Source organism: Eubacterium ramulus (assembly GCF_045002895.1).
In the GTDB taxonomy this organism is placed as follows: Bacteria; Bacillota; Clostridia; order Lachnospirales; family Lachnospiraceae; genus Eubacterium_I; species Eubacterium_I ramulus.
Genome location: NZ_CP173382.1, coordinates 2,696,790 through 2,719,699 on the forward strand (window position 1 = coordinate 2,696,790; position 22,910 = coordinate 2,719,699).

Genomic DNA, 22,910 nt, shown 5'->3' on the forward strand with positions numbered 1-22,910 from the left:
TGTACTTCTGCTAAACTTGTGCGATATCACTCATTCTCTGCTTTCAACAACATCTGATAAATTTCGCGTTTTCCAACGCCCCGGTCTTTTGCCACCTGTTTCATTGCGCTTTTCCGATCCATACCGGTGCTCAGATAATGCTCCATATGTTCTTCCACCGAAATTGCCTCCCAGGATTGCTGTGCCTCCTGCACCAGTTCCTCACGGCTTCTGCCCTCGATAACAAGAACACATTCTCCGCGAACCCCCTGCTCCTCATAGTAACGGATTGCTTCCGAAAATGTGGTCTGAAACGCTGTTTCAAATTTTTTTGTCAGTTCCCGGCAAACTGTCAGCCTGCGGTCTCCCAGTGCATTCTGCAGTTCTTTTAATGTCCCCAGCAGATGGTGTGGCGCCTCATATACGATCAGTGTTCTTGTATCGTTTTTCAGTTCCTCCAATACCGCCGCGCGTTCTTTTTTCTCTTTTGGCAGAAATGCCTCAAAGGAAAAACGACGGGTCGGAAGCCCGGACAGAGTCAATGCGGTAATGCATGCCGCTGCTCCCGGGAGGGATGTCACTTCGATACCCTGTTCATAGCAGATCCGCACCAGATCTTCGCCCGGATCGGAGATACCCGGCGTACCCGCATCCGTGATCAGCGCGATATTTGTGCCTTGCTGCATCTTTTCCACCAGCTGATACGCCTTGTCCACTTTGTTATATTCATGATAGCTGGTCAGTGGTGTCTTTATATCAAAATGGTTCAGCAGATGGATGGAATTTCTGGTATCCTCTGCTGCGATCAGATCTACTTCTTTTAAAGTGCGTAATACCCGCAGCGTAATGTCCTCCAGATTTCCAATCGGTGTTGCACATAAATATAATTTTCCAGCCATAACCTTTTTTCACCTCACAGTCCGATAAAAATTGTATCTTTACATTTTTCATATACTTCACTTTTTGCATTACTATCTATCGTACAAAACAGAATCAATCATTCAAAGCTATACGATAAATAAATTTAATAACCATATACATCATATATCTCATCCGTATATTTTCCAGGCTCTTTGTATACAATTAATGGTTTTTCCACGGTCATTCGGCTTTTTCCACCCCGCAGTCCCTCGATCAGCACCATATTCGGCTCCCGGTCCACGTAAGGATATACCAGACGCATCCGTTTGGGTTCCATGCGGTACTGCACCATCAGAGATATGATCTCCGCCAGCCGGAAAGGCCGGTGCACCATATAAAAACGACCGCCCGGCATCAGAAGTCTCGCACTTTCCCGGATAATATCTTCCAGATTGCACAATACTTCATGTCTTGCGATGGTTTTTGCCTCATACAGATTTGTCAGTCCGTGTTGTGCGGTCATATACGGTGGATTTGTCGTCACGACATGAAAAGAAGATGCTCCAAAAATTTTTGAAGCATCCTTAATATCACCTTCTACAATGTCGATCCGATCCTGCAGCCCGTTCAACGCCACGCTGCGTCTCGCAATATCCGCACTCTCCGGCTGGATCTCCAGTCCGGTAAAATGTTTTCCCTCTGTCTTTGCTTCCATCAGGATCGGAATGATCCCGTTTCCACAGCCCAGATCCAGACAGCGTTCCTGTTTTTTTGCCCGGGCAAAGCCGGACAGCAGCACCGCATCCATGCCGAAGCAGAATCGTTCCGGATTCTGGATAATGCGGTAGCCGTTTCGCTGTAATTCGTCGATTCGTTCTCCCGGCAATAAATTACTCATTTAACTTGGAATGTCCTCCCTTGTCCTCTAACTCAGCAAGTTTGCGCATTTCCTCTTTGCTCAGACGCTCGCCGTGATCTCTGCGGCGCTTGGAACGGAATTTCAGCTGTCTGACCGGATATTCACGGATTTCTTTTTCATCTCCCATATCTACGATCACTTTCACCAGCTGGCGCAGTACGCTGACACTCTGTACCTCACCTTTCAATCCATCCACAGTCGTCACGCGGTCACCCACATTCGGCAGACGGCTGTTCAGGTATTCGTAAGTTTCTTCCTCATTTTTCAAACAACACATCAATCTGCCGCATACACCGGAAATCTTGGTCGGATTCAGGGACAGATTCTGTTCCTTTGCCATCTTGATGGACACCGGTGCGAACTCGGTCAGAAATGTATGACAGCACAGCGGTCGTCCGCAGATGCCGATACCGCCCAGAATCTTGGTCTCATCCCGGACACCGATCTGACGCAATTCGATTCTGGTACGGAACACACTTGCCAGATCTTTTACCAGTTCACGGAAATCGATTCTTCCGTCTGCGGTAAAATAAAACAGCAGTTTATTGTTGTCAAACGTATACTCTGCCTGTACCAGTTTCATCGCAAGACCATGTTTTTCGATCTTTTCCAGGCAAATTTTATATGCTTCTTTCTCTTTTTCATGATTTCGCTCTTCAATGCGGTCATCCTCCGGTGTTGCCACACGGATCACCGCCTTCAGCGGCTGAACCACCTCATCGTCTGTAATGCCTTTCGGCGGTACAATGACTGTACCATATTCAATACCGCGGGCTGTCTCCACGATGACATGGCTGCCCCGCTCCAGTTTCAGGTTTTTCGGGTCAAAGTAGTACACCTTTCCCGCCTGACGGAATCTGACTCCAGTTACTTTTATCATCCAATGTTCTCCTTGATCGTCATTGCCAGCAATTCCATGGTCAGGTCAAAATTTACATTTGCCCGGATCCGTCGGTCTGCTGTCTCTATTGCTTCTAAAATCTGCTGCAGGCCATGGTAAGTGCTTTTCTCTGCCTGACGCCGGATTTCCAGCGCCTGTTCCCGGAAGATCAGCTGTTCTTCGGAACCTGCTGCTTTATATAATAACACATCCCGATACCAAAACAAAACCAAATCAAAAAATTCTCTGATATCGTCCTTGAAATCGTTCAGTGGTTTTATCTCCTGTAAAATATCATATCTGCGGATATCACCCAGTCTGCGCAGCAGCGAAACGGTAACGTCCTTCAGTTCATTAAACCGTTCGGAAGAAGCCAGCGCCACCGCACGGCCCACATTGCCTCTGGCAAAGGCTGCACATACCTCCGCTTTGTAATCCGGTACCTGACGTTTCTTCATCAGAAATTCCCGGATTTTCTCGTCGCTCACCGGCTTGATGTCCAGCATCACACACCGGGAACGGATTGTTTGCAAAAATGCATCCGCATTCGTGGTCAGAAGCAGGATCACCGCATAAGCCGGCGGCTCCTCGATGGTTTTCAACAGCGCATTCTGTGCCTGCTGATTCATTTTCTCTGCTTCATCCACAATGTATACTTTATACTTACTGCTGTAAGGTTTGATCTCAATATCATGATTGATCTGCTCACGGATGTCCGCCACAGAGATCGTATTCGGCTTTTCATGCGTCAGATAAATAATATCAGGCTGGTTATTCCCCAGTGCCTGTTTGCAGGAATGACACTCCAGACATGGCTCTGCAAGGATTTCCGGTGACAGTTTCTCCTCTGGACGACCTGTCGCTCCCTCCCGGTTCCGGATGGAAGTCTCACACTGCAGCGCCATGGCAAATGCCTGTGCCAGCATCATTTTCCCACTGTCCTTTGGACCGTTGATAATGTATGCATGAGATACTTTATCCATTACAATCGCACTCTGCAAGTGCGCAATCAATTGTTCATGTCCGATAATCTCATGAAATCCTGCCATTACTGCTCCTTACTGCCAATATCTGTTCGTTCCGTTTCCTAAAAAATCGAATCATTCCTTCTGATGCTTATCTCAGACGAAAATACGCTCTCCTATAAACGGTACGTAAAATAAAAAGAAATGCTATCTACTTCATATAAGAAGCGATTTCCTGTGTGACCTGATCCAGATCTGTATTCTGAAACCGCTTTGTGATCCCTGCTCTTTCCAGATTTTCCTCGGAAAAATCCTCCTCATCCGCCAGAAATCTGCGGCACATCTCCGCATATTTGGGCTGATCCTGCGCACGTTCCCGATCCAGCGCACGCTGAAGACGCAGTCCGTCGTCTACTTCCACATACACCGGACACACTTTGTCCATGCCAAAATAATCACGGATCTGCTCATATGCTTCCAGTGTTCCGATCATCAGATAATCGCTCTCCGCCAGGCAGATCTGTCCATCATCCGCGGTAAAATATTTCCATATGCCATACATCGTATGGTATGCACGCAGTTCAATGATTTTTCCCGCCGCTTCAAAATCTGCCACCTGCTGCTCCGTACAGAAAACATACGTCTGTCCGTCGGTCTCCCCGGAGCGCATCGGACGGGTGGTATAAGGAACGACACGCCGCAGATGCAGTCTCTCCATTGCCAGAAGGCGGTTATAGATCGTGTCTTTTCCCGATGCACTTTTGCCCATCAGACAATAGATGTTTCCCATGATCATGTCTCTCTTTCATTCTAAAATCTCATTATGATTACAGTATATTACAGATTTCCAAGCTTTGTCCACTGTAATCTTTCATTCCCTCTATCTGCATGTTCCGTGCCTGACAGATGCGCAGCGTTTCCAGAATCTCCTCCGTCACACGCTCACCCGGCGCCAGGATCGGGATTCCCGGCGGATACAGATAGACAAACTCCCCGGATACACAGCCTGTCGCACTCATCAGAGGGATTGTCGTCTTCGGTGCATCCATTGCCTCTGCAATCTCCAGCACTTTTTCTGCCTCACAGTATATGTCATCTGTGGTAAATAAATCTGCTGTCTCGAATTTCTGCCCCTGACGCAGCATCCCGCTTTTACGATTCTTTCTATCAATCGCCTGCAGTGCAGCGAACAGCCGGTCAAACCCTTCCTGTGTATCCATAAGCGTTGTCAGGGCCGTCGCATAGTGACCGGAGGCCATCTCCAGTTCCAGATGATAATGCTCCGTCAAAAGTTCCGCCAGTTCCTGCCCGTGCAGTCCCGCGCCCTCGGCACAGATCAGAATTTTGGACGGATCCCGCGCCCAGATGCCCGGATCATTTTCCCCGTTTTCTCCGATTTTCCCATCAGGGGAAAGCACAGTGATCCGTTGTAATGTTCTGCATTTTTCATAAAAATCATGCAGCCGCTGTTCGTATGCCGCAAAAAGTTCCGTTCCCTGCTCCCACAGGATCCGGGTGCAGCGGTCAATCCCAGCCATCAGAATATAGGATGGAGAACTGGTCTGATAAATTCCCAGATACTGTTTTACCCGCTCCAGATCGATCCACGGATTTTTCCGATAATGAAGCAGTGCGCTCTGGGTGTAGGCAGGCAGCGTTTTGTGCACACTCTCGATACACAGATCCGCGCCAAAGGCAAGCGCCTTCTGCGGAAATCCCTGTGAGAAACCGAAATGCGCACCGTGGGCCTCATCCACGATCAGTGGTACACCTTTTTCATGCGCCAGAGCTGCAATCGCTGCAATATCGGAAACGACACCATCATAGGTCGGGGAAGTCAGCAAAACAGCTTCCGTATCCGGATACTGCTCCAGCATGTCACGCACCTGTTCCGGTGAGATGCTTCCCTGAATGCCAAAGTCTGTCTGCTCCGGATATAGATATGCAGTCTTCAGTTCCATCAGATAGACCGCATGATAGACGGCTTTGTGGCAGTTGCGTGCCATCAGCAGCCGCCCTCCTCTCCTGACAGTTCCACAGATGGCAGATAGCAGCCCCGCCGTACTTCCGTTTATCAGGAAAAAGGTCTCATCCGCGCCAAACGTTTCCGCAGCCCGGCACTGCGCCTCCTGCAGAATCCCTTCCGCATGATGCAGGTTATCAAAACCGGTAATCTCCGTAATGTCAATTGCTTCTCCGGTCCAGTTTCCCATAGACTGGCGCTTATGTCCCGGCATGTGAAATGGATAGGCATCTGTCTGGCTGTATGCCAGCAGTTTTTCATCCAGATATTCTGTTTTTTGGACAAAATGTTCCTTTCCAACTGTCGTATCCTGTTCTGTCTTCTGCTTAGGTTCCATCTGATTGTATCACCGCTCTTTCTGATTATTTTCTACTTATCCCGCAAAATACCGAATCTGCTCTGTTGTCAGTTCTATTCCGAAGTTTTCCTTCAGGATCACCGGAAGTTCCTCCGGCATCAGTGTCTGCTCTCTGCGTATTCCGTCTGTCACTTCCCGATAAACAAGCCCCGTCAGTGCACGATATCCACGCTCTGTGCGCAGATTGGCAATCCGCTGGCAGCGAAACAGCGATTTCTCTGCATGAGACAGATAATAATTCAAAGATGTAAAATCCATCTCATGTACTGCAATCGTGGTAAACATAACCTCCAGACGTTCCTTTCGGTCCATCGGATCATCATAAATATCCCGATTCAACCGTACCCGGCGCATCGTTCCATACCAACCCGGTTCGATGGCACGGATAGAAAATTCTTCTCCTTTCATCTCAAGCCATACATCTTCGGTATCCGCTGTCCACAGTCCCTGATCCGGAATTTTCATAGATGCCGGCGGCATGGCTCCGCCCAGACCGACTTCACAGAAATAGTCTTTTCCATCCAGCGTGACAATGGTTGCCCGGTGATCAAACAGATTCTGCGACGGCTCCGTCAGACCAAACATAACTCTGCACAGGCAGGGACGTGCGTCAAATCCCATAGAGCGAAGCATCACACAGAAAAATCCGTTCGTCTCAAAGCAGTAACCGCCCCTCCGCTGTACGATAAATTTGTCATATAACGCTTCCTCCGTCAGCGAGATCTCCTTCTGAAAATCATAGACATCGAGATTTTCAAAAGGAATGGAACACTGATGTGCATAGATCAGTTCATCCAGCACCTCCCGTGTCAGCGTGATCTCCTTATTATAGTGAAGCCGGTTCAGATACGCCTGTATCTGCTGTTCGTTATACATGTATTTTCCCCCTTAAAAATAATGTACCATTCTCAAGGTTCATTGAGCCTTTTTCTTTGTCTCTGTTTTTTCATAGGCTATTTGACACTATCGAAAGCCAGAACATACCTGTTATCATACCATATTTTCACCTGTCGATATACTTATTTTTGCGAAAAAACCTGCCGGTACATGGTAATTCCACATGCCGACAGGTTTCTTTTTGTCCGAACATCTTATAAATATGTTTTTATAAAGACGATGTATTTACTTTTCTAATGTCTCAGACGAGATTCGATTAACGTACCTCACTGTCGATCGGCTCTACTTTTAATACACACATAGCGATAAGTCCGATAACAGCCATAACAGCCATGATAATGTAAGCGAGCTGGCAAGTAGGATCGATTGAGTTACAAGCAGATACTACTGTGATACCAACACCTGTCATTACAGAGTTCAGAGGCTGAATAACAGAGAATGCATTTTTGAAATCATAACGTCCCCAGATAGCTGCTGTACAGGATACCATTAAGTTGGAAGATCCACCTAACATTACAGCAAGGATCGGAAGGGAGATGTAATGTAATACAGTTACATGTGTTAAACAGCAAAGAACTGCTACAAATGCCAGAACATTGATCAGGATACCTGTTTTCTTTGTACCGATCTTAACGTCTAACCAACCTACTACGATAGATCCCGGGATAGCAAGCACACCTGCGATACCAAGCATCTGAAGTACGGTCGGAAGTTCATAACCCATAACCATGAATTTTGTTACGAAGTTGGACATGATACCCATGGACATGAAGCCTGTGATACCAACTGCGATCCAGAGCACCCACATACGTCCTGTTTTCAGACATTTTAAAGCAGTCCATTTGGATGTTTTTAAGTACTCAAGCGCTGCCTGATGCTCAGCTTTTGCTTTTTCACCATCAAATGCAGGATTGTTATCCGGGTAACCACCTTTTTCTTCCGGGAAATCGCGAACAAATACGATAACGACAATACCAACGATAACTGCGATAACTGCGATTGCTATATAATATGCGGAATATCCAACTGTTCCGACGAACATACCTGCTACTGCAGATGTTGTAGCTGCAGACAACGGATAACCTGCGGTACAAAGACCCATAGCTACACCACGTTTTGTCGGAAACCAGTGTCCGATGATCTCACCTGCAAGCAACATAGCGGATGCAAGAGAGAATGTGTAGATTACTACATAGCATACCACAACACCAACGGTATTGTGTACCTGACCGATCAGAACTGTAAATACAGCTGTGATGATCATGCTCAGTCCCCAGTAAAGACGAATTGAATGTTTGTTGATCAGACGACCGAGAATGATACTACCGATGATACCGAACGGTACTGCGATTGTTGACATTGCGTAAACCGCTGCCTGGTTGATACCAAGACCGATAAATACGTCACGGGTTACGTTCAGAGAATCGGATGTCAGTGCTGAATACACATAACATGAGAAAAATGCCAGAATTACGATGATGTAACCTTTTACACCAAGGTTCCAGCTGCTTGTCTTTTTGTTGTTCATTTCAACTTTCCTCCTAAACACCATAAAACCATTTTTTATTTGTTTCAAAAACAACTTCACCGGAACAGATAAATACATCATTATCTGCCCTGAAAACACCGCTATTTTATCTTAAAAGATTCTCAAAGTCAACACATTTCACTAAACCGCATTGGTATGTCCGCTGCTTTTATATGCATATTGCACAAATGCTGTATATTATAATGCATTTTCTGCATTACTATGATCTTTTTTTTGGATGTAACTCCTTGCTTTTTACCATTTTTAAAGCTTTTTTACCATTTTCTTTAGAGGATCCTGTTTTTTTAATCCATTTTTGTTATGACAAAATCTGTTATTTTCCCCCAAGATTGTTTTTATTCCTGTACTTTTTTCAAACTTTTCTCCGCTTTTTCATATATCATGCACGATTTGTATTAAATTTTTGTTAATTTTTTCTCGAGCATTTCCATAAAAATGGCAATGGCCGGATTATAATTATTCTTTCTCCAGGCCATAGTAATGTTGTGATTTTTCGCCTCCGGCATATCAATATTACGCAGCACTACATGTGGATTCTGACCCTCGATCGTCCGGTCTGACGTAATTGCCACGCCGTTCCCGGTCTGCACCCAGAGCATGACATCCTCCATCTTTTCCACCAACAGAAAATCCGGGTGGATCCCGCAGCGGGCACAGAGGTTTGTGATATAGCGAAATCCCTCTTCACTGGCCTTCGGTCCAAGCTGGATAAACCGCTCATCTTTCAGATCTGCCAACGCCACCGTCTCCTGCAGCGCCAACGGATGGTTTTGATTCAGCATAATGCACGAGTCAAATTTCTGCACATTCACCGTCACCAGATCCGGTTTGTCATACAGCGAAAAACCGTAAGTCAGGATCAGATCCAGATCTCCGGCAGCCAGACGGGCCGGAAGTTCTCCCAGGGCAAACCGCTCCAGACTCATTGCGATCTGCTCATATGCTTCCCGGAACTCCCGGATCACATCATCGAACAGTTCCGAAATATCATAAATATCCAGAAAACCAATACGTAGTTCTCCCTCATAACCGGAATTTGCATGCTTTGCATCTTCTACAGCCTCTGCATAATCTGACAGCACCTTCGGCAGCCGGTTGTACAGCACACTGCCTCCCGGTGTCAGCTTCAGTCGTTTTTTCTCCCGGATAAAAAGTCTGGTTCCCAGTTCCTCCTCCATAGCATTGATCTGACGGCTCAGCGCCGGCTGCGTAATAAACAAGCACTTCGCTGCTTCTGTAAAACTCAGACACTCCGCCACGGTTACAAAATATTTGATCTGATTAAAAGTCATCTCCCCTGTTCCTCCCTATATCTATATGCTCCGTTTCTATGTCCGATTCTTTCTATTTCAGTCTTCATTCATTCCTATGTCCGATTTTATCCCTGTATCTATTCTTTCAAGTCGAACGCACGTGAGACTTGGTGTGTGATTCTGCTCAGCGAAAGCTGTCATATTCTTCTCAGAATCACTGCACTCTACACTCCATCACGTTCATGTTTTCTGCACTTATCATGTCTTGATTCCTATTATATCTTTATTTATAACTCAAATGCAACTTTTCCATTACCAAAAGGCATATTTATATAAATCTTTTGCATGTATTGATAAGAATACATCACTAGGCACACAATTTCCTTCATGTTACACTGGATTTATCAGGCAATCGACAGTAACAGCCAGATCGCCTTACATGATTCTATATTCAATTGTAAAGCGGACATTCGCAATCCGCTTTCGCTACTTGCTCATGAGCGCAGTCGCTTTGCGACCTGTGCGTTCAAACCAGTAAACGATATAAAAACAGGAGGTTTTACAATGAAGGTTTTAGGTATCGTGGCAGGACGCCACAACGGAAACAGCGAAATTTTAGTGAAAGAAGCTCTGCTTGCCTGTCAGGAGGCCGGTGCTGAGTGTAAACTCATCAACTTATTTGATTACAACATCGAGCACTGTACCGGATGCGAGGGATGTACCATGCAGATGGGTAACGTAGCAATGGGAAAAGCAGACAAATACAACGGCTGTATCCTGAAAGACAAAGATGACATGGACAAGATTGTTCAGGAAATGTACACCTGCAATGCTATCATCGTTGGTGTTCCTACATACGATCTGACTCCAAGCTCCCTGTATCTGAAATTCGCGCAGAGATTTCTGGCTTACGAGCTTTCTTTCCTGCTTGAGATCGGCGCAGTCAAAGAAGATCCGCATATGGTCGGCGGACTCATCGCAGTGGGCGGTTCCTGTCACGACTGGCAGACACTGGCTCTCGAAGGCATGAGTGCTACCATGTTCACTCAGTCTGTACAGGTTGTTGACCAGATGCTTTCTACCAGAAACGGACGTCCGGGTAATGTATTACTCCGTGACGAGCAGATTGAACGTGCCCACAAGATGGGGGAAAATATCATCAAAGCAATTAACACTCCGGTAGAAGAGCGTGGATGGCTCGGTGATCCGGATCAGGGAATGTGCCCGAGATGTCATTCCGCACTGATCTACAAAGGCGACAAACACTGGGATGGAATCGAATTCCCGTTTGAGTGCGCAGTTTGTGGTGCAGGCGGAGACCTTGTAAAAGATGAGAACGGTGAGTATAAATTTGTTCTGGCTGAGAACGGACTGATCCGTGACCGAAATGTAAATGCTGCCCGTGCTGAGCACTTAAACGAGATCATCAAGACAAGAATTGATTTCTTTGAACATATGGACGTGGTACAGCAGAAATATGGCAAATACAAAGAACTGAAATTCCCGGCAATCTAAAGCAACTCATACTAATATACTAACGTAAATAGCAAAATCGGAGAAATTTTCCTCAGCGAACGTCTAGCGAGTGAGAAAAATTTCTCCGATTTTGCCTTATATGATTTATATTATATTAAATTTTATGTCTTATTTCCGGCCACCCCGGCGGTTCCACTTCCGGTTGTTCCGGATAGTTTTATAACGGCGGTCCCGCGTATTTTTCCTGCGCCAGATCCGTCTGTGGTTATTTATCAGGAACCAGATGACAAGTACGATCACAATGGCAACAGCCACACTGCCGCCTGCCAGCAACAATTTATTTCTGCTGATAGAAAGACTTTTTTTCTTTCCGATGTCATTCTTTGCTACATCTGACTTTGTCTTATCTAAAGAATCTGCTGCCACGGAAGTGTCATTTTCCTTCGCACTGTCTGATTTCTGAATGGTTCCGGATTTTTCTCCAAACGGGTACTCCGCCACTTTTGCTCCGGTCGTCACCACATTCGCAGTTCCCACCTGGCGGCCACCATAAGAATACACCAGCGTTCCGAGGATACTTCCCCCGGCCTGATCGTAATTCACATCTGTCTGGGTATCCAGAAAATTAGCAGCTGCCGGAAGGATGATCTGTGCGTCATCTTCCACTTTTGCAAAGGCATTCCATTCCGTGAACAACGTGTTTTCCTGTTTATTTGTATTCTCATAGCGTGTCTCGTTCTGTGCCACATTATAAAGTTTGAAGTTTTCAAAACAATAATCAAACAATGTTCTCGTATCAGCATACTGACCACCTGCCGTGCAATTCATGACTACACAGATCAGTGTCATACCATCTTTTTCAGCAAACGTAACCAGTGTATTTCCGGCATCGGATGTCCAGCCGGTCTTGCCGCCGATACAGTATTCATACAGATTCTGACGGCCTTTGTATGCGCTGATCATCTGGTGGTGGTTGTTCAACGGCGTCGGATCCGCATGTTTATTCGTTGGTGGAATCTCATAGCGCACTGTACCTACGATTTTGCGGAACATACTGTTCTTAATAGCCTCTCTGGAAATCAGCGCCATATCACGGGCACTAACCACATGCGCCGGATCCGGCAGACCGTTACAGTTATTAAAATGTGTATTGGTGCAGCCAAGTTCTGCTGCCTTGGCATTCATCATATCGATAAATTTCTGATAATCACCGCCGCCTACATGTTCTGCCACTGCATAGGAACACTCATTGGCAGATTCCAGCATGATACCATACAGACACTGCTCCAGTGTCATTTCCTCATCCAGATCTCTGGCAATATGGGACGTACCGCCCTCATTTTCATATACAGCTGTCGCAGAAAAATGCACCATCTCGTCGAGATTGCAATTTTCCAATGCCAGCAGTGTCGTCATGATCTTGGTAATACTTGCCGGATAACGCGGCGTGTCTGCATCCTTTTCATATAAAACCGTTCCGGTGGACGCATCCATGATGATCGCACTGGCTGCCTGAACCGCCGGTCCCGTTGGCCACTGTGCAGCCTGTGCCTGAATATCAGTACCTGTATCCGTGCCTTCTGCATATACCGGAATTGCACCATAAACACCTGCTGCCATCGCCACACACAGAAAAATGCCTGTCATTCTCTTTAAAAATTTTCTCATTTTTTCCTCCAAATATGGCAAACAGCACCATTATCCATCGCGTTTGCATACTTTGTATCTTTCACTCTATTTTTCCCACAAATCTGCTGATTATCATCTTTTTTCTCAGATACATGCAGAAAAATCTGTATAAATTTGGAATTCACACAACTACTATCATAGCAAAATTTCGATATTCCGTCCAGTAAAAACACCGCTTCCGCACCAGGAAGCAGGACATATCATGCAAAATTCATGATATCTTAATAAAATGCACTGCATTTATTTTCCAAACAACTGTAATTTACTTGTCGCAATTCGCATCTTATAGTAAAATACCAGACAGACATAAAACTGTTTTACATCTGACATTTCAATCATGGGAATCAGAACGATTGCGATTCCTTTGTTTTTACAATGATATGTTGAAGCTTTACAAAAGAAAGGACTAATTTTATATGAGATTAAGAAATGTACCCGGCTCCCGGGAGGCTATCGCCGAGCATCCATTGTGTATTCTCGAGGAAAATCCTCAGGCCGGAAACTGGCATACAGTTTTTGGAAATAATCATCCGATCCACATTGAAGTAGGTATGGGAAAAGGTCAGTTTATCACAACACTGGCACAGCAGAATCCGGAAATCAACTATATCGGTATTGAAAAATATTCCAGCGTGCTTATCCGTGCTCTGGAAAAAACAGATGCACTGGAGACACTGCCGGAAAACCTGCGTTTTGTCCGTATGGATGCTGAAAATATCTGCAATATGTTCGCTGAACATGAAGTAGACCGCATTTATCTGAACTTTTCCGATCCGTGGCCCAAAGACAGACATGCGAAACGACGTCTGACTTCCACGACTTACCTCGGCAGATATGATAAGATCCTGAAACCGGAAGGTCATGTAGAATTTAAGACCGATAACAAAGATCTGTTTCAGTTTTCTCTGGAGCAGGTGGAACCGGCAGGCTGGCATCTGGATGCCTTCACCTGGGATCTGCACCATGATGAAACATTGAATCAGGGAAATGTCATGACTGAATATGAGCAGAAGTTTTCCTCTATGGGAAATCCGATCTGCAAACTTATTGTTTCCCGATAACCAGACCGCAACAGATAAAAAACTGCCCCAAAAGGCAGTTTTTTATCTGTTTCCTCTTTCTCGCAAAACTTTATCCCAGCAACTCCAGTTCTGTTCCTGTCAGTTCCAAGCGCCATTCTTCTGTTCCAAGAAGATTCAGTTTTTCTCTTTTTGTAAATCGTTTGATCCGCGCTTCCCGGCTCATTGCCTCTGACTTTGTATCATGCACTTCAAGATACACAAGTTCCAGCGGTCCCCGTCCCCGGGTATATTTCGCTCCTTTTCCTCTGCGATGCTGTTCCAGACGTGCTGCAATATCATTTGTCCATCCGGTATAGAGACTTCCGTCCCCGCATTTCAAAATATATGTATAGTTTCTTGCAGCTGCATTCCCGCTCGGTTTTTCTGCTTTTTTTCTTGCAGATTCTGTTGATTGTTCATCTGCTTTTTTTACGGAGGCATTTTTTGTTTCTGTCTCTGCCGTTTTTTTTGTGTTCTCTGTTGTCACTCTCATTTTATTCCCATTTTTTATTCTGATCATCTCACTTTGTAGTATGCTTTTGCATCTGTACGATCAGGTATTTATACTATTGCTTTTTTTATGTTTGTATCCCGAGATGCCACATCAAAATCTCTGGTTTTCCATCATTCATGGCATCTCAGGCACTCTTATAAAAAGCAATCGACGTACTGTATTTTATTCAGGTCAGAAATCGGTTCTCCGACTGAAAAGGATTTGTTATTACTCATCACTTGCAGAAGCGGAATCTCAATTCAGATTGAGATAACCGTCTTTTTCTGAAGTAAAACTGTATCATTTTTATATCGATTGCGAATTTTGATCTCTATATTGTTATTATACACAATTCCGAATAAAATGTGTGCTGCAAATACGATCCGCAAAACATTCTGAGATCAAATCATTACTTATCTTATATAATCCATTGGATTCACCGGTTTTCCTTCTTTTGTCATGGCAAAATACAGGTTGGCTCCCTCCACGGAATAGTATTTTGTCGGTTCTGCCAGATATCCAATGGTGTCTCCCTGGCTGACATAATCACCGGCTGACACTTCCAGTTCCTTGAGCTGTCCGTAGATGGCCTGATAGCTGTCTCCCAGCCCAATGGTCACCGTCTGTCCGGTTTCTGCGGTGGTATCCACACCGATAACTTGTCCATCGGAAGCAGCCACTACACGGTCATTTACTGCCCCGGCAATGATCAGTGCCGGATTATATTTATACTGATCCAATGTGGCAAAATATACCGAACGATCCATGCTGTAATTCAGGATTACATCGCCCTCCAACGGCCAGCCAATGGTATCTGTCGCCGCAAAGTGCAGCACCGGTTCTTCATTGGTCTGTACCTGCTGATATACTGCCGTCGTGTCTGTGCTTCCCTGCACGGTATCCGTCTGCGCCAGGGCAGAACTGTCTGCCTGATTGCTGACCGTATTTTCAGTCTGCTGATCCGGCTTCTGTGTCACCATGGTCTCCTGCGTATCATCCGCATTTGTGGTATTCTGTGTTTCATCGGTATCCGTCTGCTCCGCCAGAGTCACCTGCTCCTGCTGTTCCTGTTTTTCTGCACGCTTTTCGTATTGATATGCGCCCATCATGGCCACTACTGCCACCAATGTGACCACGCCTGCTGTCAAATATGATTTCTGTCTATGAATAAGTACCCGTCGTCTTTCTTTTTTTTCCATTTTTCTCCTCCAGATTCCGCCATCGGCTGCTGTTTTACTTTTATTCTTTCCGGAAAAATGAAAAACTATTCAATACAGAAATTAATTATTTCAGGCTTTTGACCCTGGCATCATAAATTATGTAAAATCATATAATCATTACCAGTGTTCTAACGTAACATCCTGATAATAATATTTCAGAATGTCCTGGTAATTCTTTCCCTGTTTTGCCAGTTCGTTGGCACCGTATTGGCTCAGACCGAGCCCATGTCCAATGCCTTTTGTCAAAATCCGTATCTTTCCATCCAGCTCTGAAAAATAGAAACAGGCTGAATTCAAATGCAGTGCCTGACGTACTGCCTCGCCGTTTGCCACCGTCCTTCCACAGGTGACCTCCGTCACATAACCGGCGCTGTCTCTGACAGTCAGTTCCAGTGCTCCCGGCAAATTTTCCGCCTGTGGAGCATCCTCCTGAAACAACGATGCCAATGCATCTGCCATCTGCTGTTTTTCCATATAGCTGATGCTTAAGAATCCATCCGCCAGCATATCATCCGGGCTATCCACGCTCTGCAGATACACTGCGGCTTCCTGCCCCGGAACTTCCGATGCATTTCGGGTTTTGCAATTTGCCGCATAGTGGTATGCCGCCTGGATCGGCTGATGTTCAACGGTCAGGATCTCACCACGCGTCTCCTTCACAGCCTGTCTGAATTTCTCCATATTTTTCTCATAGGCAGATGCTCCCCACAATGTCATTAAGTCTTCTGTTCCACCCGGCTCCAGCCAATCTCTTTTCCCCTGCGCATCATCACTCTGATTTTTCAGATACATTCCCCAGAGGTTCGTTCTGGCAATGACTGCCTGCGCTTTCAGTGTTTCTGTTCTGCTTCCCACAGAAACCTCCTTTGCGACCACAAAAGGCAGTGCCTCTTCGATCTGTTGCTGCACAGGATCCGCCTGTCTCCCTCCGAAGCCTCCCTCTACCCAGAGCATCAACAGGAAGGGAACAAAAATAACCAATATAAAAATTGAGCCATAAAGTTTGAATTTTTCTTTCATTCTAAACTTTATGACTCAGATTATTATTTATTCCACAGATACTTTATTCTTATACAAAATCCTTTGATTCCTTCAAGCCAAACGCATGAGATATTCTTATCTGATCATTACATATCAGAAAAAGCATTAGATAACGCTGCAAATTCAGCCAGCGTCAGTGCCTCTCCACGGATTGTCAGCGGTTTGCCGATGGTTGTGATCGCCGCCTCGATCTGTTCTTTGCTAAAATTAATCTCACCGGAATTTTTCAGTCCATTGACCAGTGTCTTTCTACGCTGATTGAAGGATGCACGGATAATACGAAACATCAGCTTCTCATCTTTGACATCAACCACAGGTGTCTCATATCTTGTCAGACGGATCACTGCGGAACCGACATTTGGCCGAGGCATAAAGCAGTTCGGAGGAACATTTGCTACAATCTCCGGATTTGCATAATACTGTACCGCCAGAGACAGGGCACCATATTCTTTGGAACCGGGTCCGGTTTTCATACGGTCTGCAACTTCCTTCTGCACCATGATCGTGATGCTCTCGATAGGTACATGACTCTCGAAAAGTCCCATGATGATCGGTGTCGTAATGTAATATGGCAGATTTGCCACCACCTTGATCGGACGGCCACCGTTTTTCTCTTCCACCAGTTTGTTGATATCCACTTTTAAAATATCTTCATTGATGACAGTTACATTGTCAAATGCTTTCAGCGTATCACCTTCCAGAATCGGGATCAGCACTTTGTCAATCTCCACTGCCACAACCTCACGGGCTGCGCAGGCAAGATACTGGGTCATGGTACCGATACCCGGTCCGATTTCAAGCACAAAATCATCCGGTGTAATACCAGCCTCATCGATGATGCGCTCCAGCACATGGGTATCGATCAGGAAATTCTGACCGAACTTTTTCTGAAATGCAAATTTATAACGGTTTAATACCACAATGGTCTCCTGCGGATTTCCAAGATATGGTTTTGGTCTGTTTTCACTCATATGATTCTCCTATATTTCAACGATTCAGAGCCATCTTATCAAATAATTGCAAATAACTTCTTTGCATTTTCTTCGGTAACAGCAATCACTTCTTCTTTGGAAATTCCTTTCAGATCTGCGATTTCCTGCGCCACATAATCAATGTATGCGGAATTGTTACGTTTTCCACGAAATGGTGTCGGTGCCATATACGGGCAGTCCGTTTCCAGTAAAATGTGATCCAGCGGAATCTGTCTGGCCGTTTCTTTTGCCTTTTTTGCATTTTTAAATGTAACCACACCGCCGAGTCCGATATGATATCCGAGCTTTACATATTCCTGTGCCATCTCCGGAGAATAGGAATAACAATGGATCACGCCACGCTGACCTTTTCCTCTGGCTGCGATCAGATCAAAGGTATCTTTTGCCGCATCTCTGCTGTGCACCGCAATCGGCAGATCCAGTTCTTTCGCCAGTTCCATCTGCTTTACAAACCAGTACTTCTGCACTTCGTGCGGCTGAACATCCCAATGATAATCAAGACCAATTTCACCGATAGCGACTACTTTTTCTTCCATGCGGGCGGTTTCCCGCAGACGGGCAAAAGACTCCTCATTTAAATCTCCCACCTCATCCGGATGAATGCCAACGGCCGCATAGACAAAGGGATATTGATGCGCCAGCTCCACACTGCGCCAACAGCCTTCCAAAGACGCACCGACATTTATGATCGTGCCGACATTCTGCTCTGCCATTCCGCGCAGCAGAGCATCTCTGTCTGTATCAAACTGTTCATCATCATAATGTGCATGTGTATCAAAAATCATTAGCAGATCTCCGCTCCGGATGGCATTGCTTTCTCCGGTGTCATCAGGGACAGATTACCATCTGCATCCTCTGCACATAACAGCATACCTTCGGAAAGCACACCTGCCAGTTTTGCCGGTTTCAGGTTTACAAGTACCATCACTTTCTTGCCAACCATCTCTTCCGGTGTGTAATGTTTCTGGATTCCGGAAACGATCTGTTTTACCTGGCTTCCGATTTTCACCTGGGAGCAAAGCAGTTTTTTGGATTTTTTCACTTTTTCACAGGCAATGATCTCACCAACCTGGAACTGCATTTTTCCAAAATCCTCAAAAGAAATCTCTTCCTTTGGTTCGATGTCGATCACTTCCTCATCAGCTTCTGCTTCCCTGGCCGGTGCTTCTTCTGTAACCTGCGGATGAAGTTCTTCTACTTTTTTCATAACTTCTGCAAGATCCAGACGTGCAAACAGGATTTCCGGTGTATCTGTTACTTTCAGACCATTCTCACGCAGACCAAAGGTTGCCAGATCGTCAAAATCACGCTCTGCGCCGTTGATCTGAGCAAGGATTTTTGCAGATGTCTCAGGCAGATAGCTCTTTAACAGCTCTGCACCGATATTGATACTCTCTACCAGATTGTAGAGAACCTCTGCCAGACGATCCTGTTTTGCCTCATCTTTTGCAAGTGCCCAAGGCATCGTCTCGTCAATATATTTATTGCATCTCTTGAATAAGGTAAATACTTCTGAAATTGCATCTGCCACACGCAGCTGATCCATTTTTGCAGCTACCTTGTCGCGGGTTCCTGTTACAACTGCTTTCAGGTCAGCATCTACGTCTTCCTCAACGCCTGTTTTGTTTACCACGCCGCCAAAATATTTGTTGCTCATGGAGATCGTGCGGTTTACAAGGTTTCCAAGCGTATTTGCAAGATCCGAGTTTACACGCTCCACCATCAGTTCCCAGGAAATCGTGCCGTCATTTTCAAACGGCATCTCATGAAGCACGAAGTAACGGACTGCATCTACGCCGAAGAAATCTACCAGCTCGTCTGCATACAGTACGTTGCCCTTGGATTTACTCATTTTTCCATCGCCCTGAAGCAGCCACGGATGACCAAATACCTGTTTCGGTAACGGAAGATCCAGAGCCATCAGGAAGATCGGCCAGTAAATCGTATGGAAACGAATGATATCTTTACCGATCAGATGAAGATCTGCCGGCCAGTTTTTCTTGAACAGATCTGAAGAATTTCCATCTGCATCGTAACCGATCTTTGTAATATAGTTTGTCAGCGCATCCAGCCATACATATACGACATGCTTCGGATCAAAATCTACCGGAATACCCCAGCTGAAAGAAGTTCTGGATACACACAGATCCTGTAATCCCGGCAGCAGGAAGTTGTTCATCATCTCATTTTTTCTGGAAACCGGCTGGATAAATTCCGGATGTGTATTGATATAGTCGATCAAACGATCCGCATATTTGCTCATTTTGAAGAAATATGCTTCCTCCTGAGCCGGCTGAACCTCACGACCGCAGTCCGGGCATTTGCCGTCTACCAGCTGAGACTCTGTGAAGAAAGACTCACACGGTGTGCAGTACATTCCTTCATAATATCCTTTGTAAATATCTCCCTGATCGTACAGTCTTTTGAAGATTTTCTGCACCTGTTTCTCATGATCTTCATCCGTTGTACGGATGAAGTTGTCATAAGAAGCATTCATCAAATCCCAGATGCGTTTTACTTCTCCGGCAGTCTTGTCGACATACTCCTTCGGTGTCACACCGGCTGCTTCTGCCTTTAACTCGATTTTCTGACCATGCTCGTCTGTTCCGGTCTGGAAGTATACGTCATAACCTTCCTGTCGTTTGTAACGGGCAATACTGTCTGCCAGTACGATCTCATAAGTATTTCCAATGTGCGGTTTGCCTGATGTGTAGGCAATCGCTGTTGTCATATAATATTTTCCTTTGCAGGTTTTACACATAATCAAATCACTCCTTTTGGGTTTTATACGGACGAATTTTTCTTTTTTTCCTAGTAGTTAAGCGTATCACAGGCACCCTGAAAAGTCAATGAAGCAGACAGGCATAAAGCTGGTTTTCAGCAAAGATTTTTACAAAGCAATGCTCATTTACTCTGCAATTCTGCCGGAGACTATATCTTTGCATATTTCTATATTGATTCTTACAAATAAGAAGCGTTATAATAGATTCAATGAAAAAATTCTATAAAGTTTCAGGGAAAATGCAATACATACTTATATACATAACACATGAGTATTTTTTCTGGAACTTTATTTTGCGTGAAACATTCTTTTATACAAGTTACAACAGAAGGGAGTCTATCAAATATGGGGATTGCATTACACAAGAAAAAGACATCACATTCTACCCTGATGACAGAAGGAAGTATCTGGAAACATATTTTATTTTTTTCTATTCCGCTAATTCTGGGAAATATGCTTCAGCAGTTATATAATACGGTCGACTCGATCGTGGTCGGAAATTTCCTTGGAAGTGAAGCTCTGGCTGCCGTCGGTTCCAGTTCTTCCCTGATCATGCTGCTAATTTCTTTCAGTATGGGAGCCGCTGCCGGTGCCGGTGTCATTGTCTCCCAGTTTATCGGTGCACAGAACAAAAAAGGAATCCATGAGTCCGTACATACTGCACTGGCAATTGCATTGATCCTCGGCGTTGTCCTGACCGCTGCCGGTCTTATTCTGTCTCCGCAGATTCTTCGCTGGATGGGCACACCAGAAGAAGTTATGCCTCAATCCATCACTTATCTGCGGCTTTATTTCGCAGGCGTAATCTTCAGTATTCTTTATAATATGGCAAGTGGCATTTTGAACGCTGTCGGCAATTCCAAGCGTGCATTATTATATCTGGCAATTGCTTCTTTTACCAATATTATACTGGATCTGTTATTTATCCCTGTCTTAAAGATGGGCATTGCCGGCGCTGCGATTGCGACAGATATCAGTCAGCTGCTCTCTGCCGTACTCTGTATGCTTTATCTGATGCGTGTAAATGAAAGCTACAAAGTAGTCTTGAGAAAAATCCGGATTCATAAAACGGTTGCTATCCGTATTATCCAGGTTGGTGTACCGACCGCCATCCAGAATACCGTAATTTCTTTTGCAAATGTTCTGGTTCAGGCCAGTGTCAACAGCTATGGTGCGCTCGCCATGGCGGGATTTGCGGCATATATCAAGATCGACGGATTTAACATTCTGCCCGTCATGAGTTTCAGTATGGCAGCTACTACTTTTTCCGGACAGAATTACGGAGCCGGCAATATGGAGCGTGTACGGAAAGGCATGCGGGTCACTGTTGCCATGGGTGTTATTTACTGTATCTGCGTCGGCAGTATCCTGCTATTGTTTGCACATCCGCTGATCGGTATCTTTTCCAAAGATCCGACGGTCATCGAATTTGGTGTAAGAGCCATGCTGTACTTCTGCCCATTTTATTTCCTGCTGGCCATTATGCATGGACTGGCAGGCGCCATCCGCGGAATCGGAAAATCTGTTCCGCCAATGGTCATTATCCTGTTCTCACTCTGTGTTTACCGCGTGATCTGGATCCGGCTGGCAGTACCACATATTCCAACCATTGATGGTGTATACATGGTATATCCGATTTCCTGGTTGATCGGTGCAATATTAATGGTTGTTTATACCAAAACAGCGTTTCCAAAACAAGCATCAACGCAAAATATCTCTTTGTAATTCTTTGACAAAAAAATCCCCGGCAGGATCTATTTCCTGCCAGGGATTTTTATTTAGGGAAAGTTCATTTAAGATTCAATTATCTTATCTGCGTTCAGATTAACCTTCAATGGCAATAAATTTGTTTTTCTCTTCTACTGCTTTCTGCTCTTTTTTCGGAACGGTAAAGCTTAAAATACCATTCTCATATTTCGGATGGATATCTTCTACTGCTACATGCTCGCCCACATAGAAGCTTCTGCTCATAGCACCTGCGTAACGTTCACGTCTTACATATTTCTTATCCTTCTGCTCTTCATCTTTGTCAAGACCTTTTGCTGCGCTGACGGTTAATGTACCGTTTTCCAGTTTCATTGTGATCTCATCTTTCTTGAAGCCCGGAAGATCGATATCTACTTCATATCCGTTTTCGGTATCTTTGACATCTGTCTTCATTATGTTTTTAGCATGTTTACCATACAAAGCTTTCTCAATATTTGCACTGTCTGTAAAATCCGGGAATGCAAAGTCGTTCATAAAATCATCAAATAAGTTTTCTCCAAAAATTCTAGGCATCATCATAAGTCATTACTCCTTTCAGTAATTGTCTTTATTGTCTGCACATTCGGAGTAACCGAAGTGTTGTTCGCATTGAGCATTGGATTTTTGGATCTTCGGAACTTTTCTTTGTTCCTTTTATCTCTCTTCCTTTGTTCTATCTGTACTATATCACCTATTATTAGCCATGTCAAGAGGTGAGTGCTAATT

20 protein-coding genes are annotated in these 22,910 nt (G+C 45.0%); 3 read left to right on the top strand and 17 right to left on the bottom strand.

What is annotated here, in order from left to right:
• Positions 1–26: 26 nt before the first annotated feature.
• The 9 genes from rsmI to ACIRUQ_RS12640 all read right to left on the bottom strand — a co-directional run bounded on the left by rsmI (position 27) and on the right by ACIRUQ_RS12640 (position 9,723).
• Positions 27–878 (bottom strand): 16S rRNA (cytidine(1402)-2'-O)-methyltransferase, encoded by an 852-nt coding sequence (rsmI, locus tag ACIRUQ_RS12600; RefSeq protein ID WP_022035661.1) that lies wholly within the window; start codon positions 876–878, stop codon positions 27–29.
• 125 nt (positions 879–1,003) lie between these two features.
• Complete coding sequence (locus ACIRUQ_RS12605) at positions 1,004–1,738, bottom strand: tRNA1(Val) (adenine(37)-N6)-methyltransferase (protein ID WP_055289349.1); 735 nt, start codon at positions 1,736–1,738, stop codon at positions 1,004–1,006.
• A complete protein-coding gene (locus ACIRUQ_RS12610) occupies positions 1,731–2,639 on the bottom strand; it encodes a stage 0 sporulation family protein (protein ID WP_055289351.1) in 909 nt (302 codons plus the stop codon). The genes ACIRUQ_RS12605 and ACIRUQ_RS12610 overlap by 8 nt, the downstream gene beginning before the upstream one ends.
• Positions 2,636–3,688 (bottom strand): DNA polymerase III subunit, encoded by a 1,053-nt coding sequence (locus tag ACIRUQ_RS12615; RefSeq protein ID WP_022035659.1) that lies wholly within the window; start codon positions 3,686–3,688, stop codon positions 2,636–2,638. The genes ACIRUQ_RS12610 and ACIRUQ_RS12615 overlap by 4 nt, the downstream gene beginning before the upstream one ends.
• Before the next feature lie 127 nt (positions 3,689–3,815).
• Positions 3,816–4,394: a guanylate kinase gene (locus ACIRUQ_RS12620; protein ID WP_055289353.1), complete on the bottom strand. Its 579-nt coding sequence runs from the start codon at positions 4,392–4,394 to the stop codon at positions 3,816–3,818.
• A gap of 37 nt (positions 4,395–4,431) precedes the next feature.
• A complete protein-coding gene (locus tag ACIRUQ_RS12625) occupies positions 4,432–5,964 on the bottom strand; it encodes an aminotransferase class I/II-fold pyridoxal phosphate-dependent enzyme (RefSeq protein WP_055289355.1) in 1,533 nt (510 codons plus the stop codon).
• A 36-nt stretch (positions 5,965–6,000) separates the two neighbouring features.
• Positions 6,001–6,861: an arylamine N-acetyltransferase gene (locus ACIRUQ_RS12630; RefSeq protein ID WP_055289357.1), complete on the bottom strand. Its 861-nt coding sequence runs from the start codon at positions 6,859–6,861 to the stop codon at positions 6,001–6,003.
• A gap of 277 nt (positions 6,862–7,138) precedes the next feature.
• A complete protein-coding gene (locus ACIRUQ_RS12635; protein ID WP_022035655.1) occupies positions 7,139–8,410 on the bottom strand; it encodes an MFS transporter in 1,272 nt (423 codons plus the stop codon).
• Between the two features lie 416 nt (positions 8,411–8,826).
• Positions 8,827–9,723, bottom strand: coding sequence for a LysR family transcriptional regulator (locus tag ACIRUQ_RS12640; RefSeq protein WP_021738475.1), 897 nt, complete (start codon positions 9,721–9,723; stop codon positions 8,827–8,829).
• Positions 9,724–10,248: 525 nt separating this feature from the next.
• Here ACIRUQ_RS12640 and ACIRUQ_RS12645 point away from each other — a divergent pair.
• Positions 10,249–11,199 carry a flavodoxin family protein gene (locus ACIRUQ_RS12645; protein WP_055289359.1) on the top strand — a complete coding sequence of 317 codons (951 nt, stop codon included), beginning with the start codon at positions 10,249–10,251 and terminating at the stop codon, positions 11,197–11,199.
• 129 nt (positions 11,200–11,328) lie between these two features.
• On the opposite strand, the gene ACIRUQ_RS12650 is transcribed toward ACIRUQ_RS12645, so the two are convergent.
• Complete coding sequence (locus ACIRUQ_RS12650; RefSeq protein WP_055289361.1) at positions 11,329–12,828, bottom strand: D-alanyl-D-alanine carboxypeptidase family protein; 1,500 nt, start codon at positions 12,826–12,828, stop codon at positions 11,329–11,331.
• Between the two features lie 437 nt (positions 12,829–13,265).
• Between ACIRUQ_RS12650 and trmB the strand changes: the two genes are divergently transcribed.
• On the top strand, positions 13,266–13,910 hold the full coding sequence (gene trmB, locus ACIRUQ_RS12655; RefSeq protein WP_021740746.1) for a tRNA (guanosine(46)-N7)-methyltransferase TrmB: 645 nt from the start codon (positions 13,266–13,268) through the stop codon (positions 13,908–13,910).
• A gap of 70 nt (positions 13,911–13,980) precedes the next feature.
• Here trmB and ACIRUQ_RS12660 read toward each other — a convergent pair whose 3' ends face one another.
• From ACIRUQ_RS12660 to metG, 6 genes are all read right to left on the bottom strand, one after another.
• Complete coding sequence (locus tag ACIRUQ_RS12660) at positions 13,981–14,403, bottom strand: GIY-YIG nuclease family protein (protein WP_082432679.1); 423 nt, start codon at positions 14,401–14,403, stop codon at positions 13,981–13,983.
• A gap of 413 nt (positions 14,404–14,816) precedes the next feature.
• The gene (locus tag ACIRUQ_RS12665) at positions 14,817–15,602 is read right to left on the bottom strand and encodes a M23 family metallopeptidase (RefSeq protein WP_055289363.1); all 786 of its coding nucleotides are present in this window, start codon (positions 15,600–15,602) and stop codon (positions 14,817–14,819) included.
• A gap of 138 nt (positions 15,603–15,740) precedes the next feature.
• Positions 15,741–16,532 (bottom strand): SpoIID/LytB domain-containing protein, encoded by a 792-nt coding sequence (locus tag ACIRUQ_RS12670; RefSeq protein WP_167618734.1) that lies wholly within the window; start codon positions 16,530–16,532, stop codon positions 15,741–15,743.
• A 218-nt stretch (positions 16,533–16,750) separates the two neighbouring features.
• Positions 16,751–17,635, bottom strand: a complete 885-nt coding sequence (gene rsmA, locus ACIRUQ_RS12675; RefSeq protein WP_055289365.1) for a 16S rRNA (adenine(1518)-N(6)/adenine(1519)-N(6))-dimethyltransferase RsmA — start codon at positions 17,633–17,635, stop codon at positions 16,751–16,753.
• Positions 17,636–17,673: 38 nt separating this feature from the next.
• Positions 17,674–18,441 carry a TatD family hydrolase gene (locus ACIRUQ_RS12680; protein WP_055289367.1) on the bottom strand — a complete coding sequence of 256 codons (768 nt, stop codon included), beginning with the start codon at positions 18,439–18,441 and terminating at the stop codon, positions 17,674–17,676.
• Positions 18,441–20,417, bottom strand: a complete 1,977-nt coding sequence (gene metG / locus ACIRUQ_RS12685) for a methionine--tRNA ligase (protein ID WP_055289368.1) — start codon at positions 20,415–20,417, stop codon at positions 18,441–18,443. Before metG ends, ACIRUQ_RS12680 begins: the two co-directional genes overlap by 1 nt.
• Before the next feature lie 366 nt (positions 20,418–20,783).
• Between metG and ACIRUQ_RS12690 the strand changes: the two genes are divergently transcribed.
• Positions 20,784–22,163, top strand: a complete 1,380-nt coding sequence (locus ACIRUQ_RS12690) for an MATE family efflux transporter (RefSeq protein WP_022035373.1) — start codon at positions 20,784–20,786, stop codon at positions 22,161–22,163.
• Between the two features lie 99 nt (positions 22,164–22,262).
• On the opposite strand, the gene ACIRUQ_RS12695 is transcribed toward ACIRUQ_RS12690, so the two are convergent.
• Positions 22,263–22,724: an Hsp20/alpha crystallin family protein gene (locus tag ACIRUQ_RS12695; RefSeq protein ID WP_021740756.1), complete on the bottom strand. Its 462-nt coding sequence runs from the start codon at positions 22,722–22,724 to the stop codon at positions 22,263–22,265.
• Positions 22,725–22,910 lie beyond the last annotated feature (186 nt).